We start from the raw sequence: 17,648 nt of genomic DNA, 5'->3' as shown, positions 1-17,648 counted from the left end.
TCGAGCATGGAAACCATCATCCTCTTTGCGCCTCTTGTTGGGGCGATTATTGGCGGGTTCGGTTGGCGCTATATTGGCGAAACCGCAGCACAATATGTGACAACGGGTTTGCTGTTTTTGGCCTGCTTGCTGTCATGGATCGTGTTCCTAACCCACGGGCCAGAAACGCAGCACATCCACATTCTGGATTTCATCCAGTCTGGTGCGCTTGATACCAGCTGGGGCATTCGTCTGGACCGTTTGACATCAATCATGTTGATTGTTGTGACATCCGTTTCGGCGCTGGTTCACCTGTATTCCTTTGGCTACATGGCGCATGACGACCACTTTGGCGAAGATCAGAACTATAAGGCGCGCTTCTTTGCGTACCTAAGCTTCTTTACCTTTGCGATGCTGATGCTTGTCACATCCGACAACCTTGTTCAGATGTTCTTTGGTTGGGAAGGCGTGGGCGTTGCGTCGTATCTGTTGATTGGTTTTTACTACAAAAAACCAAGCGCGGGTGCAGCGGCGATCAAAGCCTTTGTTGTGAACCGTGTTGGTGACTTTGGTTTTGCATTGGGCATCTTTGGCCTGTTCATGCTGACCGACAGCATCCAGTTTGACGTGATCTTTGCGGCAGCACCTGCTTTGGCAGAGACCTCTGTTCACTTCTTGTGGACTGAGTGGAACGCGGCGAACCTGCTGGCATTCTTGTTGTTCATTGGCGCGATGGGTAAATCTGCGCAGTTGTTCTTGCACACTTGGTTGCCTGACGCGATGGAAGGCCCGACACCCGTTTCGGCGCTGATCCACGCGGCGACGATGGTTACGGCTGGAGTGTTCTTGGTTTGCCGTATGTCGCCGTTGATGGAGTACGCTCCGGAAGCGACAGCGTTTATCACTTTCCTTGGCGCGACAACTGCATTCGTGGCGGCGACCATCGGTTTGGTTCAAAACGACATCAAACGTGTGATTGCGTATTCAACCATGTCTCAGCTGGGCTACATGTTCGTGGCCGCTGGTGTTGGTGTTTACTCAGTTGCGATGTTCCACCTGTTCACACACGCGTTCTTTAAAGCGATGCTGTTCTTGGGCGCGGGCTCTGTCATTCATGGCATGCACCACGAACAAGACATGCGGAACTACGGCGGCTTGCGTAAGAAATTGCCGTACACATTCTGGGCGATGATGATCGGTACGCTTGCGATTACCGGTGTTGGTATTCCGCTGACACATATTGGTTTCGCGGGCTTCCTGTCTAAAGATGCTGTGATTGAAAGCGCTTATGCGGGTACTGCAGGTGGCTATGCCTTCTGGATGCTGGTTATTGCGGCTTTGTTCACAAGCTTCTACAGCTGGCGCCTGATGTTCTTGACGTTTTATGGCAAGGCGCGTGGCGATCAGCATACGCATGATCACGCACATGAAAGCCCGAAGGTTATGTTGGTGCCACTTGGCGTACTGTCATTGGGTGCGGTGTTTGCCGGTATGCTTTGGTACGAAGCGTTCTTTGGTCACAACGTGAACAAGTTCTTTGGTATTGCAGGTGGCGATCACCACGTTGAGGCATCTCATGACGATGGCCACGGTGATGACCATGCGAAGGATGATCATGCTGCGGCTGATGCATCGCATGGGGATGATCACGCGACAGATAGCCATGGCGACGATCATGCGATGGCCAAAGTTGCAAGCGGTGACGCCCCACAGGGTGCGATCTTTATGCACCCAAGCAACCACGTGATGCATGACGCACATGATGTTCCAAAGTGGGTGAAAGTCAGCCCGTTCATTGCGATGCTGATTGGTTTCATCATGGCGCTATGGTTCTACATTTGGGATCCGTCGATGCCGCGCAAGGTGGCTGAAACACAGCGTCCTTTGTATTTGTTCTTGCTGAACAAATGGTACTTTGACGAGATCTTTGATTTCTTGTTCGTGCGTCCAGCAAATTGGGTTGGTCGTTTCCTTTGGAAACGCGGTGATGGCGATGTGATTGATGGATCCATCAATGGCGTTGCAATGGGGATCATCCCATTCTTCACCAAGCTCGCGGGTCGTGCGCAGTCCGGCTACATCTTTACTTATGCCTTTACCATGGTGATCGGCATCGTTGTTCTGATCACTTGGATGACGCTCAGCGGAGGAGCGCACTAATGGATAACCTTCTTTCCATTGTCACCTTCATCCCGGCTATTGCTGCTGCGATCTTGTTGGTGTTTTTGCGCGGCGAAAACCAAGCATCGCAGAATAATGCGAAATGGGTGGCGTTGATTGCGACAGTGATCACCTTCCTAGTGTCGCTGTTCATTCTGGCGCAGTTCGATCCGCAAGACACAGGCATGCAATTCGTTGAAGAGCGTGATTGGCTGCTGGGTCTGAAATACAAATTGGGTGTCGACGGCATTTCGGTTCTGTTTGTTATGTTGACCACATTCATGATGCCGCTGACGATTGCTGCATCTTGGGGTGTTGAAAAGCGCGTTAAGGAATACATGATTGCATTCCTGTTGCTTGAGACCCTGATGTTGGGTGTCTTTATGGCGCTAGATCTGGTGCTGTTCTATCTGTTCTTCGAAGCAGGTCTGATCCCAATGTTCCTGATCATCGGGATTTGGGGCGGCAAGAACCGCATCTATGCGTCGTTCAAGTTCTTCCTATACACCTTCCTTGGCTCGGTTCTGATGCTGGTGGCGATGGTTGCAATGTATGCGGATGCCGGCACAACCGACATTCCGACATTGATGAACCACACCTTTGCTTCTGAGACATTCTCTATCCTGGGTATCCAGGTAATCGGCGGATTGCAGACACTGTTGTTTGTGGCCTTCTTCGCGAGCTTTGCGGTGAAGATGCCGATGTGGCCCGTTCACACTTGGTTGCCTGATGCGCACGTTCAAGCGCCGACTGCCGGTTCTGTTGTTCTAGCGGCAATCTTGCTGAAGATGGGCGGCTACGGCTTCTTGCGGTTCAGCCTGCCGATGTTCCCACTGGGGGCAGAGGTGATGACAGACTTCATTCTGTGGATGTCTGCGATTGCGATTGTGTACACATCTCTGGTAGCGCTGGTGCAGCACGATATGAAGAAGCTGATTGCTTACTCATCCGTTGCGCACATGGGGTACGTGACTATGGGTATCTTTGTTGGTAACCAACAAGGTATCGACGGTGCGATTTTCCAAATGATCAGCCACGGCTTTATCTCTGGCGCGTTGTTCCTGTGCGTGGGCGTGATCTACGATCGGATGCACACACGTGAGATTGACGCCTATGGCGGTCTGGTGAACCGGATGCCTGCCTATGCGTTGATCTTTATGTTCTTCACCATGGCAAACGTTGGCCTGCCGGGCACCTCCGGCTTTGTTGGTGAATTCCTGACTTTGATGGGTGCGTTCCAAAAGAACACTTGGATTGCTGCGATTGCGACCTCAGGTGTGATCCTGTCTGCGGCCTATGCGCTGTGGCTGTATCGCCGCGTTGTGATGGGTGACCTGATCAAAGAAAGCCTAAAAACCATTAGCGATATGACTGCGCGCGAAAAGTGGATCTTTGCACCTTTGGTGGTAATGACCATTCTTCTGGGCGTTTACCCAACGCTTGTAACTGACATCATCGGCCCTTCGGTTGAAGCGCTGATCCATAACTATGACACCGCATTGGCGCATGCTCCGGCTGCTGACCAAATCGCGGCATCGCACTGAGGGAGCGATACACGATGATCTCTGCTGATCTGAATATCATCCTGCCAGAAATCATTCTGGCAATCTACGCGATGGTCGCGCTTGTGGGCGCGGTTTACACTGGGAAGGATGCTCTTGCGAGTTTGCTGACTTGGTTGACCGCTGCTGTGTTTGTTGTTGTTGCTGCCTGGATAGGCATCAGTGGCGCGGGCACAAACGTTGCCTTTAACGGCATGTTCAACGACGACGGCTTTGCGCGTTTTGCCAAAGTGACCATCCTATTGTCTGCAGCGGCAGTTTTGGTCATGGGCCAGGAATACATGTCGCGCCGCGGTATCCTACGGTTTGAATACCCTGTTCTAATTGTACTGGCTGTTGTCGGTATGATGGTGATGGTAAGTGCGGGCGACTTGATGGCACTTTACATGGGCCTCGAGCTGCAGTCTTTGGCGCTGTATGTTATTGCGTCATTGCGTCGTGATAGCGTGAAATCGACCGAAGCGGGCATGAAGTATTTTGTTCTGGGCGCGCTGTCGTCTGGCTTGCTTCTGTATGGTTCGTCTTTGGTTTACGGTTTCGCGGGTACAACGCAGTTCTCGGGCATTATTCAAGTTGCGGGCGAGGGTCATACGACTTTGGGTCTGCTCTTTGGTCTGACATTCGTTGTGTCTGGACTGGCATTCAAAGTGTCTGCGGTTCCGTTCCACATGTGGACACCTGACGTTTACGAAGGTGCACCAACGCCAATTACTGCCTTCTTTGCGACCGCTCCAAAAGTTGCTGCGATGGCGCTGTTTGCGCGGGTTGTGCATGATGCCTTTGGTGGCGTCGTGGGTGACTGGCAGCAGATCGTTGCCTTGCTGTCGCTACTGTCGATGTATTTGGGCGCTGTGGCGGCGATTGGTCAGAGAGATATTAAACGTCTTATGGCTTATTCGTCGATTGCCCACATGGGTTATGCATTGATGGGCCTAGCTGCGGGTACAGAGATGGGCGTCAAGTCGATGCTGATCTACATGGCGATCTATGTTGCGACTAATATTGGGACATTTGCATTCATCCTATCGATGGAGCGTGATGGCCAACCGGTGACTGATATTCAGTCGTTGAATAACTATTCCAAGCGCGAGCCTGGTAAGGCGATTGCTGTGCTGATCCTCATGTTCTCTTTGGCTGGTGTTCCGCCATTCATCGGGTTCTTTGGTAAGCTGGAAGTGTTGCGCGCTGCCTATGATGCTGGCTTGGCGTGGTTGGCAATTGCAGGTGTGATCGCGTCCGTGATTGGTGCGTATTACTATCTGCGCATCGTCTTCTTTATGTATTTCGGCGACGAAGATGCAGAAGGTTTGGACAAAAGCCGTAGCCCGGTTCTGTACGGGTTCTTGATGGCTTCAGCGGCAGTCATGTTCTTTGGCTTGATCAACTTGTTTGGCATCGAAGGCCCAGCGACCTTGGCCGCGGCGTCTTTGGTCAACTAAGATCGAAGACATTTGAATTACATTGGCGCGCCCTGTCGGGCGCGTCTTTTTTGTTTAAAGTGCCTCCGGCGGAGGTATTTGGATCAAGAAAAAGGGCAAGTTATGCAAGATTGGCCAGTTGGATATGGACGCCGGGTGTTGGCAGAGGTGGATAGCACTAATGCTGAGGCTACACGGATTGCAGCAGGTCTTGCCGGAGCGGAGTGGATACTCGGGCTACGCCAAACTGCAGGACGTGGCCGACGTGGGCGAGAGTGGCGATCGCAAGATGGGAACTTTGCGGCGACACTGGTTCTTCGTCCAACAGAGGCGCCGGATGTGATGGCGTTGCGGTCATTTGTTGCGTCATTGGCGTTGTTTGATGCTTTTGTGGCAGTGACGGGACGGTCACAAGGATTTTCGCTGAAGTGGCCAAACGACGTTTTGTTAAATGGCGGTAAAGTCGCTGGCATTTTACTAGAGAGTGCAGGGTTTGCAGCGGGCAAGGTGAGCCATCTGGCGATTGGGATTGGCGTGAATTTGAAGTATACGCCGGATGTTGATCAATTGGAGGCCACGGCCACGCGGCCTGTGTCCTTGTTGTCCGAATGTGGGGCAGAGGTAGACCCCGAGACGTTCTTGGACGTCTTAGCCCCAGCTTATGCACATTGGGAGCATCAGTTTGTTACTTATGGGTTTGAGCCGATCCGAACCGCTTGGCTAGCGAGAGCGGCCAAGCTGGGTGAGGTTATCACAGCACGTACGGTGCGGGACGAAACTGTTGGAACCTTTGAAACTGTGGACAAGTCGGGCAATCTGGTGTTGAAGACAGCTCAAGGTGCTGTGGCAATTCCTGCAGCTGATATTTTCTTTTGAGGGCGGGGTAGGTCATGCTACTGGCGATCGACTGCGGTAATACAAATACGGTGTTCTCAATTTGGGATGGCGAAAAGTTTTTGTGTACACTTCGCACGTCTACGCACCACGCTCGGACAGCTGACGCCTATTTTACTTGGTTCTCGACGCTGATTAGTCACTATAAGATAGAGTTGGCGATTACCGATGTGATCATCTCATCGACTGTTCCGCGCGTTGTGTTCAATTTGCGGGTTTTTGCGGACCGGTTCTTTAATTGCCGACCATTGGTTGTTGGTAAGCCAGAGTGCAAATTGCCCGTCACGCCGCGTGTGGACCAGGGCGTGCAGCCGGGGCCAGATCGTTTGGCTAATGCTGTAGCGGCCTACGACCGTCACGGTGGGAATGTAGTTGTGGTGGACTTTGGCACAGCTACCAACTTTGATGTTGTGGCCGAAGATGGCGCCTATATTGGGGGCGTAATTGCACCCGGTGTGAATTTGAGCCTAGAAGCGTTGAGCTCTGGCGCGGCAGCATTGCCGCATGTCGACATTAGCCAGCCTGATAAGGTGATCGGTACGAACACCGTGGGCTGCATTCAATCTGGTGTATTTTGGGGATACACGGGCCTGATCGAGGGCATAATCGCCCGCATCAAGGCCGAATATGGTACGCCGATGAAGGTCATTGGGACCGGCGGTCTCGCCCCACTGTTTGAGAAGGGTGATCACCTTTTTGATATGATCGAAGACGATTTGACGATGCATGGATTAACTGTAATCCACGCTTACAACAAAGAAAGCTGAAGCACTCTATGAGCAGTGACCGTTTGATTTACCTTCCCCTTGGTGGGGCGGGTGAAATTGGTATGAATGCCTACGTTTATGGGTATGGGCCAAAAGGCAAAGAACGCTTGATCCTGGTGGATATTGGCGTGACCTTTGCGGATATGGAGACCTCGCCCGGGGTCGATTTGATATTCCCCGATATGTCCTGGTTGATCCAAAACAAGGATAGGCTGGAGGCGATTTACATCACGCATGGTCATGAGGACCACATTGGCGCGATTGGTCAGTTCTGGGACAAACTGGGGGCACCTGTTTATGCGCGTGCCTTCACGTCTAATCTGGCGCGCCACAAGATGCGCGATCAGGGACAACCAGAAGACGCGATCACAACGGTATCTGCGTGGCCTGAGACGACGACAGCGGGGCCGTTTACCGTTGGCTTTTTACCAATCTCGCATTCGATCCCTGAAAGCGGATCTTTGGTGATTGATACGCCTGTGGGCCGGATCATTCACACGGGTGACTTCAAACTTGATGAAACGCCTGTTGTTGGCGAAGCCTTTGACCCAGAACTTTGGGCAGATGTGTCCTCTAAAGGTGTGAAAGCCTTGGTCTGCGACAGTACGAATGTGTTTTCTTTGCAAGCTGGTCGTTCTGAAGCGACGGTTGGTCCTGAGATCGAAAAACTTGTGGCTGCGTCGCCAAACTTGGTTGCGGCGACAACCTTTGCATCCAACGTCGCGCGCGTGAAAACGCTTGCGGAAGCGGGGCAGCGGGCAGGGCGTTCTATCTGTCTGATGGGACGTGCAATGCGTCGTATGGTCGAGGCAGGTTTGGAAACAGGCGTTCTGACTGATTTCCCAAAAGTTGTAAGCCCAGAGGATGCGCAAGGCATTCCACGAGGCAACTTGATGTTGCTTGTGACTGGGTCGCAAGGGGAGCGCCGTGCGGCCTCTGCACAGCTTGCACGCGGGAAGCACAATGGTTTGACGTTGAAGGAGGGTGATACTTTCTTGTTCAGCTCAAAGACCATTCCGGGCAACGAAAAGGGTGTGTTCCGCATCATCAACCAATTCTCGGAAATGGGTGTGGATGTAGTGGATGATAACAGTGGTTTGTACCATGTGTCTGGTCACGCGAACCGTCCTGACCTAGAAAAGATGCAGGACATTGTGAACCCGACAATGGTGATCCCGATGCACGGTGAACACCGTCATTTGCGTGAACACGCCAAGCTAAGCGAAGCCAAAGGGCGTGCAAGCATTGTGGCTGTGAACGGCACGATGTTGGATTTGACTGGAGATATGCCAAAAGTTGTTGGCTCTGTTGAAACAGGCCGCACCTATTTGGATGGCTCTGTGAAAATCGGTGCAATGGACGGGATTGTACGGGACCGTATCCGTATGGCTTTGAATGGCCATGTGATTGTGAACGTCATTCTGGACGAAGACGATGAGCCGCTTGGCGAAGCATGGGTAGAGCTGATGGGCTTGCCCGAAGTTGGGTCCAGTAACGCGCCTTTGGTTGACGTTCTAGAAGCAGACCTGACCCAATTCTTGGGACGTGCAGGTGCAAAGACTTTGGCTGATGACAGCAAGCTAGAAGAAAATCTACGCCGGATTGCGCGCAATAGCAGCAAAGATGAAATCGGTAAGAAGCCTGAGGTCACTGTGATCGTAAGCCGTCTTAGCTAAGGCGCTGTAGTATCGAATGAAAAGGCGCCCTTTGAGGCGCCTTTTTTGTTTCTAGGACTGTGAAATGCATAAAAAAACACCCAGCGGAATGCGCTGGGTGTTTGTACTTCTAACGCGAATTGTTCGTATTACCCTGCGCGGCGTTCTTCGAAGCTTAGGGCGATAAAGCTAGGCAGGTGGTCACCCATGCCAACGACCTTGGAGTCATTACCACGATCATTGTTGCGACCGCCGCGTGACCGATTGCGGCTACGAGACTTGTTGCCTTCGTTAGGCGCTTTTGTTTCTTGCTTGGCTTCGGTCTTTGCCACTGGCTTTGCTTCTGCAGCAACCTCAACCTTTTCCTCGGTTTTTGGTGCGCGTGTGCGCTTTGCAGGTTTTTCGGCCTTTTCTGCGGACTTCTCAGGCTTTTCCGCAGGCTTAATTGGATTTTCGACCCGTGGAATTTCTTTTTGGATCAAAGCCTCAATCGCGGCAAAGTTTTTGTCGTCACGTGGGGTGCAGATCATGATGGCTTTGCCGTCGCGACCCGCGCGACCGGTACGACCAATGCGGTGCACGTAGTCTTCGGCGTGGCTTGGGACATCGTAGTTAAAGACGTGTGTCACGTCAGGAACGTCGAGGCCACGGGCGGCAACATCAGAAGCGACTAGAATGCGAAGGTCGCCGTTACGGAACCCTTCTAGCGTTTTTGTTCGCTGAGATTGATCCAAGTCACCATGAATCGGTGCGGCGTCTAAGCCATATTTTTTCAGAGACTTCGCGCAAATGTCGACATCTGTCTTGCGGTTGCAGAAGATAATCGCGTTTGTGCAATTGTCACCTTCGAGCTTGATCAATTCGCGCAGAACTTTGCGCTTTTCGCTGCCTTCGCGATCACGACGAGAGGCTTTGAACATTACCACGCCCTGCGTTATGTTTTCAGACGCCGTCGCTTGGCGCGCTACTTCGATGCGGGCAGGGGCGGAAAGGAACGTATTGGTAATACGCTCAATCTCTGGCGCCATAGTTGCAGAGAAGAACAGTGTCTGGCGCGTAAAGGGTGTGAGGCCGAAAATGCGTTCGATATCGGGGATAAAACCCATATCCAACATACGGTCAGCTTCGTCTACCACCATTACTTTGACGTCTGACAAGATCAGCTTGCCGCGTTCAAAATGGTCTAGCAGACGGCCTGGTGTGGCAATCAGAACGTCGACGCCTTTGTCGATGATGTTCTCTTGTTCCTTAAAGCTGACGCCGCCAATCAAGAGGGCTTTGGTGAGCTTTAGGTGTTTTGTGTAAGTATCAAAGTTTTCAGCAACCTGTGCTGCAAGTTCGCGTGTTGGGCAAAGCACCAAGCTGCGTGGCATGCGAGCGCGAGCGCGGCCGCGGGCCAAAAGAGAGATCATCGGCAATGTAAAGCTGGCTGTTTTGCCAGTACCGGTCTGCGCGATGCCTAAAACATCTTTGCCTTCTAGAGCCGGAGGGATTGCACCTGCTTGAATTGGTGTAGGTGATTCATATCCCGCTTCGACGACGGCTTTCAGAACCTTAGGGTTCAGATTAAGATCGGAGAATTTTGTCATGCGTATCCGTGGTTTACGGACAGCTTTTGCCCGTAGCGGCTAAGTCGGATCAGGCCCGGTTGGCCTCGTGATATATCACAATTATGATCCGTCGCGCTCGGTCTAGCGCATTAACGTTAGTGCGTCAACGAAAGGGAATCTTTGGAATAATTCTGAGCCTGTATTGTTTCTAAAATCGAAACGCTATTTGCCGAAACTAGGGAAGTGTTTCGATAACTTTGAAGAAAGTTCTAAATCATAGGCACGGAAAAGGCCGTGCTCTTTGAGCTTATCAACCAATTTAGGCGTGGCTAGGCAGACTTCTTCGAAAAATGCGCGTAACCCATCCGTGCCGTCTTCGGTCAGAGCAGAAAACAGATTGTGGCGTGACATACGTCCAGAAGCCGGATCAATTGATTGCTCGAGCTCTGCGCGATAGGAGCCATTGGCGAGCCGGAACTCCATAATCTCCAGCCATTTTTCCCAGCTTTTGACGTGGCGGTGGCACAGCTCGATGCTGGCGAGGTCACGATTTTGCAAAGGTGACTTGGTTTTTTGGTCAAAAGCCCGGTGAATACGGATTTCCACATTTGGTAAACCGGTTCGAACGAAGATCTTACCAACAGTGTGGCTTACAAATCCGCTTTTGAAGAAACCGCCAAATTCAGGATAGAGTTCTCTTTCCAATCTGGCAGCGTTAGAGCCGCTTGGTAGTTTGGCTTTGCATAGTACGGTTGCGCTGTCGTCCGCTGCATCATCTTCTCTACAAAGAGATTCAAAGGGGCGCATGCGCAAAACATCGAAGTCCTTAGGCTGGTTTGCCAGAATTGTTCGAATGTCTAAGTCTGTGCAAAGGAATTCATCAACATCAATGTGGGCAACCCAATCAAGACCGTTTGAATTTCGATAGCAACGAGTTGCGTTTCGTGTTTGGCGTTGCTGATGTTTCTTAGGAACGCGGCCTAAGTAATTGTCCCAATATTTACTGTCAGTACAAATGCAAGTGACGCTAGGATGGTCTGCGAGCGCTTTGGCGGTCTTTGGGTTGCTGTCATCTAAGAAGATCGTGATATGATCTGCACCGAGTTCAAGATGGTAAGCGACAAAGGAGAGGACCTCTGAAGTGGGCGCTTTGATAGTGGAAACGATGCCCCATTTGGTCGAGGTCATACGTGGAACTCCTGGATGATCCTTTCGATCTTCTTTTCAATATCGAAGTCAATTGTGCGCAAGACGTTGTGTGCGGCAAGCGCTTTGACTACTTCAGGTCGTGCAACGGCGATTTCGTTGAAAAAACGTTGAAGCTCTGGTTTTTTATATTGCTTGTCAGCAGCTTCCAGTGCGGAGTTAATGCTAATCGCACCTTCTTTGTGGCGGCTGTACCCTTGATCAATGCGACGTGGAAGTGCGTTTATAAAGCTGTTGAAGCTATCTGCATGACAATGGGCCACGACCATGTTTTCAGGAAAAAAGGCGTTAGTCGCGATCCGTTTATTGTGCTTAACGATGAAGTTCGCAACGCGAATGTTGCTTAGGCGCGCACGGACGAATAGGCGCGGGTCCGGCTGGCCAAGGATAAGATCGGGAAGGTAATTTCCAAATAGTGGAAAAAGGTCCGCACGTAGGTTTGGATCCATTTCATATGTTGATGCTGGTGGGCGAAAGAGCGTTGGGCTATCTGCGAATTGCTCAACAACGGGAATTTTCATGAAAGCCGCATCAGCGGGCACTTGAGACAGAATGTCCTTGATTGGATCGTTCGGGATTAAATACTCATCGGTATCAAGCATCGCGAGCCAGTCCAGAGACAGGTTGCGACGGGCTTTGTTGAAGTAAAACACTTTACGCATGTTCCGCGTTGACATGTTTTTGCGTTGCTCTGCAGAGATAACTGTATCGTCGCATACAACCAAGTGCACCCGAGGGTGATGAGCAAGCTCGTGGGGAACAATATGTGGGTTATCCGCATACAAAGCCACGGCATCAGCGCCCAAATCAAGATGATGGGCCGTAAAGCAAACCGCTTGATCCAAATCTTCATTTAATGTGGTTGCAACACCCCAGGAGATTGTTTTTGGGTCACGTTTGATATGCCGTGGCGGCACAGGGATTGGGTTGGTGTTCTTTGTTGCTTTGCGTTGCTTGCGGTCTTCGGCCATGTCACGTAGGCGCCGAAACAACGTGTCTGGGTCGGTGTTGATTTCGTTTAGCAGGTGGCGCGCTAGCGGTTTCACGATTGGATCTTCGTCTGCGTCGCTCCAAAGTCGTGTAAGGATGGCTACGTCTAAGCCGCCCCCGATAAGTGAATAGGATGGGATGCCGAGTGGTAGCGGCGCGTTAATTTTGTTGGTGGTTGGATATGTCTCACACGGATGATGTCCCGAATAAAGTCGCTCAAACTCATAAAGTTTGATCATCCCAAACATCAGCATCATCGAACGGCCGATATGGCGCTGTGCTTCGTTTATGCCTTGGTCGCCAAAAGTGGTGACGGCTGACACGAGCCAACGTAGTGGTAAGTTCTGTATGAGAAACTCACCGTGCTCTGCCCAGATTTTTTGATAAAGCGCGGGCGCATGCGCAGGAAAATCATTTTTGCGGAGGTTCGCGGTTACAAGGCCGTGAAGCATCAAAAGCTCTGGCTGGCCTTCGAATTCCTTTTGCAACGCACGACGCTTTCCTGCGAAGGTCGAGCCACTGTCAGATAGATGCATTGTTGTCGGACGTGTGAGGAGTGGTGTTAGATCCTCATCGAGTGATGGCAGAGACTCGCCCTCGGCATAAACCAAGGGGTCGCGACGTGATTGAACGCGTTGCATCATGGCGTCATAGCCGCCTGGATAAGTCTCGTTTTTTGCCATTCTGCTCGTGTGGGTCCTTTGTCGTCACCCCAGCGGGGATGGCTAGACCATCATTTCCTTTGTAGCGGTTAGTTTCACGTCTGGATAGTCTCTGCCAACGCGATCAATGTCCCATTGCAATCGTGTTAGGTAAACGATGTCACCGTCGTGATCGTGAGCAATGTGCTGAACATTTGATTGCGTAAACTTATCAATGGCTTGCTTTTCACCACTCACCCAGCGAGCGCTGGTGAATTGGCTAGCTTCGAAGCGAACCGGCAGGCCGTATTCCAATTCGATCCGGCTGGCCAATACCTCAAATTGCAATGCTCCAACAACGCCAACAATAAAGCCGGAGCCGATGGAGGGTTTGAAAACTTTGGCGGCGCCTTCTTCGGCGAATTGCATCAGCGCCTTTTCAAGGTGCTTCGCTTTCATCGGATCGCCTGCGCGAACGCCTTGCAGCAATTCAGGTGCAAAGGATGGAATTCCGGTTGCTCGAATTGCTTCGCCTTCGGTCAAGGTATCACCAATACGTAGCTGGCCATGGTTTGGAATGCCAATGATGTCACCTGCCCAAGCTTCTTCTGCAAGTTCGCGGTCTGACGCGAGGAAGAGCACAGGGTTAGTGATAGACATCGGTTTTTTGGAACGTACATGGGTCAGTTTCATACCGCGCTTGAAGTGGCCGGAGGCCATACGCACAAAGGCGACGCGGTCGCGGTGCTTTGGGTCCATGTTGGCCTGGACCTTGAAGACAAAACCTGTGACTTTCTTTTCTTCGGGGGCAATGGAACGTGGAGACGCCTTTTGAACCTGTGGTTCCGGACCGAATTTAGCAATGCCATGCATCAATTCTTGGACACCGTAGGAGTTAATAGCGGAGCCGAACCAGATCGGAGTCATATGCCCTTCGAGGACAGACTGTGGATCAAGAGCGGGTAGGAGTTCTTTGGCCATTTCAACTTCTTCTAGGAACTTGTCTAGAAGGTTTGCAGGAATATGCTCTGCCAGTTGTGGATCATCTAATCCGTTGATTTTTATGCTTTCGGCCACTTTGTTACGGTCTGCACGGTCCATAAGCTCTAGGCGGTCGCGGAGTAGATCGTAACAACCAACAAATTCACGACCAACGCCAATTGGCCAAGAGGCTGGAGTGACGTCAATTGCAAGATTCTCTTGAATTTCGTCAATGATTTCAAATGTGTCGCGGCTTTCACGGTCCATCTTGTTACAGAACGTTAAGATGGGCAGATCACGTAGGCGGCATACTTCGAAAAGCTTTTGCGTTTGGCTTTCAACACCTTTGGCGCCGTCGATTACCATAACGGCAGCATCTACCGCGGTTAGTGTCCGATAGGTATCTTCGGAAAAGTCAGAGTGACCTGGCGTGTCAACGAGGTTGAAACGGAAGCCTTCAAAGTCAAAGGACATCGCAGAAGCTGAAACGGAAATGCCGCGGTCTTGTTCCATTTTCATAAAGTCAGAGCGGGTACGGCGCGCTTCGCCCTTGGCACGTACCTGTCCCGCCATCTGAATCGCACCACCATACAGCAGGAACTTTTCAGTTAGAGTTGTCTTGCCGGCATCCGGGTGCGAAATGATCGCAAAAGTGCGGCGGCGTGCAATTTCTGCAGGCAATTCGGGGCGGTTGTTGGCGGTGTCTAACATGTGCGGGCGTATATCTGGCGTGGATGGATCACGCAATAGATCAGCGGTGTTATCGAGATGACGCGCGGCGCAAAAGTGCTGCGGCATCGCGATGGCGAAGCAGCGCCTCTTTGACGTCATAAGCGATAGTGTCGACGTTTGGCAGGCCTGGCTGGGACCTTGCGAATTTCTCGCCTAGAGATTTGGGGAGCACGGGGTGGGTAGCTTGATTGACCATCATGGTTTCTGCAGCAATGCCTTCGGCAAAGATGATTTCATGATCATCGAAAAGCAGTTGGAAATATTCGATAAACCCGCCTTCTTGAAAGTAGACAGTTTCACCATTTACCAAATAGCGGGCTTTGACCAAAATTTCTGCCTGTCCTGCGCCAACGGTGTCTTCGCGTTGATAAACGAATAAGCGGTGATCCGGATTTACTTTGAGGTCACCCATATTGTTCATGGCACCTGCTTTGATGACAATCGGGGCAAAAGGGCCGGTGGCGCGCACCGTTGATCGGCCAACCCAACGAATTTCTTGAACACCCGAGTCGCGAGTTAAGACACGATCGCCCACTTGAAGGTTTTCAATTGGTTTCTGTTCGCCAGTTGCTGTGGTGATGCGCGTGCCGCGTGTGAATGACACGCAGCCGATTAAGGCCATGCGACGGCGTGCGTGATCTCGGTCAATACCGACAAGAGAATAGGCCGTTTTGGGAGCGATTGGTGCGAGTGGATGAAGGTAAATGTCGCGGATGTTTCCGCGGGTGTCGACCTCAACCAAAATGATCGCCTCGACCGTTTCGCCGTTTGGGGGCATCAGCGTGACACAGCAATCCAAGTGCAAGGTCGCACCGGGACGGCCTACAGAAGACAAATCGGAAATACGAAAGGCGCCATCAGACAGTGCGTCAAAGGCCAGAGCCGATGGAATAGCACCTTCTGTCAGCTCGTAAATGTCATCGAGCATAAGTTCAGATGCAAAAGAAAGCTCATCACCTTGGTTAGCTCCGTTCACAACGGTAAAGCTAGCCGCGCGGTAAACCGGCAGCTGTTGACCATTTGTATCCTGACGGGGGATCGCTTGGGCCATTGAGAGTCTTCCTTTTGTCTTGTGTTCCGTCAAAGATGCTGCCCAATTATGGCAACAACAGGGATGGGCCTCGGCATTTTGCTGGCACGTTGGTGAAAATGCAGTGATGCTGCGACCAAATTGAAGGAAGCATTTTATGGATCTTGGAATCACGGGGAAAAAGGCGCTGGTTTGCGCCAGTTCAAAGGGGCTTGGCTTAGGTTGTGCTGAAACTTTGGCTGAAGCTGGTGTTGATTTGGTGATGAACGCACGTGGTAGCGAGGCGCTTGAGGCTGCTGCCGCAGACATTCGTGCTCGATTTGGCGTGGATGTGGTTACAGTTGCTGCGGATGTCTCTACGCCAGACGGGCAAGACGCAGTACTGGCTGCGTCGCAGGGTGTTGATATTCTTGTGACAAATGCAGGTGGGCCGCCTCCGGGAATGTGGTCTGACTGGGATCGTGATGATTTCATCAAGGCTTTGGATGCGAACATGTTGGCGCCAATTGCATTGATGAAGGCACTGCTACCGGGGATGATGGAAAAAGGCTGGGGTCGGGTGGTGAATATCACCTCTGTGTCGGTCAAATCTCCGATTGCAGTTCTGGGGCTTTCGAATTCTGCGCGTGCTGGTCTAACCGGGTATGTCGCTGGGACGGCGCGGCAAGTGGCCGGTTCAGGTGTTACGATTAATAATCTGCAACCAGGTATTCACGCGACGGACCGCGCGGCGTCTTTGGATGCTGGGGCGAGCAAAGCGCAGGGGATTTCTGTGGAAGAAGCGCGCAAGCAAAGATTTGCTTCTATTCCAGCTGGTCGTTACGGCACGCGTCAGGAGTTTGGTGCGGCTTGTGCCTTTTTATGTTCGCAACACGCTGGATTTATGGTGGGACAGAACATCCTGCTTGATGGCGGCGCGACGAACGCGACGATGTAATTATGGCTGAAGGTTTTTCGTTGGCAGATCAAATCTTTAACGCGGATAGCGTTGCGGATTTGGCAAGTGAATTCGCCGGTGCGATCTCGGGATTTGATACCGCCGCCTTTGAGGCAGAGGTGCTTTCGGGGTTTGCTGAACGTGAGTTTATGGCGCGGATAGATTGGATTGCTGATTGTCTGGAGGGGTGGCTGGCCGCTGATTTTCCGACAATGGCGGACCAGTTACAGTCTGCGATGGTCGCACCGCTTGATCCGACAAAAAAAGATGACGACTTTGGGCGGTTTATCCACACCATACCAGGCGTCATGGCAGTGCGTCATGGATTGGAAGATCACCGAGATCGCGCGCTTGATTTGTTGTATGAGGCGACCAAGCGCTTTTCGATGGAATTCTACATTCGCCCCTTTATCAACCGTTGGCCAGAAGAGACTTTGGCGCGTTTGGCTGAATGGGCGAAAGATGAAAATTACCATGTGCGCCGCTTGGTTAGTGAAGGGACACGTCCAAAATTACCTTGGGCAAAGAAGATTAATATCGAGGTTGAGACGCCGTTGCCGTTCTTGGACTTGCTGCATGCAGATGACGCACGGTTTGTGACTAGATCGGTTGCTAATCATTTGAACGATATAGCTAAATTAGACCCAGATGCTGTGATCAGGTGTTTGGCGAAATGGGCATCTGAAAAACGTCAGAATTCGAAAGAACTGACATGGATGACCAAACACGCGTTGCGGACGTTGATCAAGCAAGGGCATCCCGAGGCCTTAGCATTGTTGGGTTACCGAGCGGATGCGCCGGTAAACTTAGAGAGGCTTTCGGTTGCAGCTGATCAGATTCAGGCTGGTGACGCGATTGAATTTGAGTTTGCCTTGTCTGCAACTGAACGCAGCCCGGTTATTGTAGACTATTTGATCTATTTTCAACGTAAGGACGGATCGCAATCTCCGAAAGTCTTTAAATTGAAACAAGCTGTTATAGCGGCTGGCAAGGCTTTGGAATTCTCGAAAACCCATAAGTTAAAGGCGAATGCGACGACATTTCGGTTGTATCCCGGCCAACATCGTTTGGCGGTACAGGTAAATGGTCGTGTTTTGGGAGAGGTTGCATTTGAGCTAACGGTCTAAGGCAGGTTGCATGACAGCG

At 51.5% G+C, this 17,648-nt stretch carries 13 protein-coding genes; 8 read left to right on the top strand and 5 right to left on the bottom strand.

The genetic code is table 11. From position 1 onward, the window contains the following. Positions 1-6: 6 nt before the first annotated feature. The 6 genes from nuoL to Q4544_RS01290 all read left to right on the top strand — a co-directional run bounded on the left by nuoL (position 7) and on the right by Q4544_RS01290 (position 8,456). Positions 7-2,139: an NADH-quinone oxidoreductase subunit L gene (gene nuoL, locus Q4544_RS01315; RefSeq protein ID WP_303503416.1), complete on the top strand. Its 2,133-nt coding sequence runs from the start codon at positions 7-9 to the stop codon at positions 2,137-2,139. Beyond that, positions 2,139-3,683, top strand: coding sequence for an NADH-quinone oxidoreductase subunit M (locus tag Q4544_RS01310; RefSeq protein ID WP_303503413.1), 1,545 nt, complete (start codon positions 2,139-2,141; stop codon positions 3,681-3,683). The genes nuoL and Q4544_RS01310 overlap by 1 nt, the downstream gene beginning before the upstream one ends. A gap of 14 nt (positions 3,684-3,697) precedes the next feature. Beyond that, entirely contained in the window at positions 3,698-5,140 is a 1,443-nt protein-coding gene (gene nuoN / locus Q4544_RS01305; protein ID WP_303503411.1) for an NADH-quinone oxidoreductase subunit NuoN, read from the top strand. A 102-nt stretch (positions 5,141-5,242) separates the two neighbouring features. Next, complete coding sequence (locus tag Q4544_RS01300; protein ID WP_303503408.1) at positions 5,243-5,995, top strand: biotin--[acetyl-CoA-carboxylase] ligase; 753 nt, start codon at positions 5,243-5,245, stop codon at positions 5,993-5,995. 14 nt (positions 5,996-6,009) lie between these two features. Then, positions 6,010-6,780, top strand: coding sequence for a type III pantothenate kinase (locus Q4544_RS01295; protein ID WP_303503406.1), 771 nt, complete (start codon positions 6,010-6,012; stop codon positions 6,778-6,780). An 8-nt stretch (positions 6,781-6,788) separates the two neighbouring features. Further along, the gene (locus tag Q4544_RS01290) at positions 6,789-8,456 is read left to right on the top strand and encodes a ribonuclease J (RefSeq protein WP_303503405.1); all 1,668 of its coding nucleotides are present in this window, start codon (positions 6,789-6,791) and stop codon (positions 8,454-8,456) included. A 128-nt stretch (positions 8,457-8,584) separates the two neighbouring features. On the opposite strand, the gene Q4544_RS01285 is transcribed toward Q4544_RS01290, so the two are convergent. The 5 genes from Q4544_RS01285 to Q4544_RS01265 form a co-directional block, all read right to left on the bottom strand. Then, on the bottom strand, positions 8,585-10,024 hold the full coding sequence (locus Q4544_RS01285; protein ID WP_303503403.1) for a DEAD/DEAH box helicase: 1,440 nt from the start codon (positions 10,022-10,024) through the stop codon (positions 8,585-8,587). A gap of 183 nt (positions 10,025-10,207) precedes the next feature. Further along, the gene (locus Q4544_RS01280; RefSeq protein WP_303503401.1) at positions 10,208-11,173 is read right to left on the bottom strand and encodes a glycosyltransferase family 2 protein; all 966 of its coding nucleotides are present in this window, start codon (positions 11,171-11,173) and stop codon (positions 10,208-10,210) included. Then, a complete protein-coding gene (locus Q4544_RS01275) occupies positions 11,170-12,864 on the bottom strand; it encodes a glycosyltransferase family 2 protein (protein ID WP_303503399.1) in 1,695 nt (564 codons plus the stop codon). Before Q4544_RS01275 ends, Q4544_RS01280 begins: the two co-directional genes overlap by 4 nt. Before the next feature lie 42 nt (positions 12,865-12,906). Further along, positions 12,907-14,514, bottom strand: a complete 1,608-nt coding sequence (locus Q4544_RS01270) for a peptide chain release factor 3 (protein ID WP_303503996.1) — start codon at positions 14,512-14,514, stop codon at positions 12,907-12,909. 49 nt (positions 14,515-14,563) lie between these two features. Further along, positions 14,564-15,586 (bottom strand): Hint domain-containing protein, encoded by a 1,023-nt coding sequence (locus Q4544_RS01265; protein ID WP_303503398.1) that lies wholly within the window; start codon positions 15,584-15,586, stop codon positions 14,564-14,566. A 136-nt stretch (positions 15,587-15,722) separates the two neighbouring features. Between Q4544_RS01265 and Q4544_RS01260 the strand changes: the two genes are divergently transcribed. Then, complete coding sequence (locus tag Q4544_RS01260; RefSeq protein ID WP_303503396.1) at positions 15,723-16,502, top strand: SDR family oxidoreductase; 780 nt, start codon at positions 15,723-15,725, stop codon at positions 16,500-16,502. A gap of 2 nt (positions 16,503-16,504) precedes the next feature. Further along, entirely contained in the window at positions 16,505-17,629 is a 1,125-nt protein-coding gene (locus Q4544_RS01255; RefSeq protein ID WP_303503395.1) for a DNA alkylation repair protein, read from the top strand. Positions 17,630-17,648 lie beyond the last annotated feature (19 nt).

The organism is Cognatishimia sp. 1_MG-2023 (assembly GCF_030548175.1).
In the GTDB taxonomy this organism is placed as follows: Bacteria; Pseudomonadota; Alphaproteobacteria; order Rhodobacterales; family Rhodobacteraceae; genus Cognatishimia.
The sequence above is the reverse complement of the archived record's forward strand: the minus strand, read 5'-3'. Positions and strand labels throughout refer to the sequence as shown.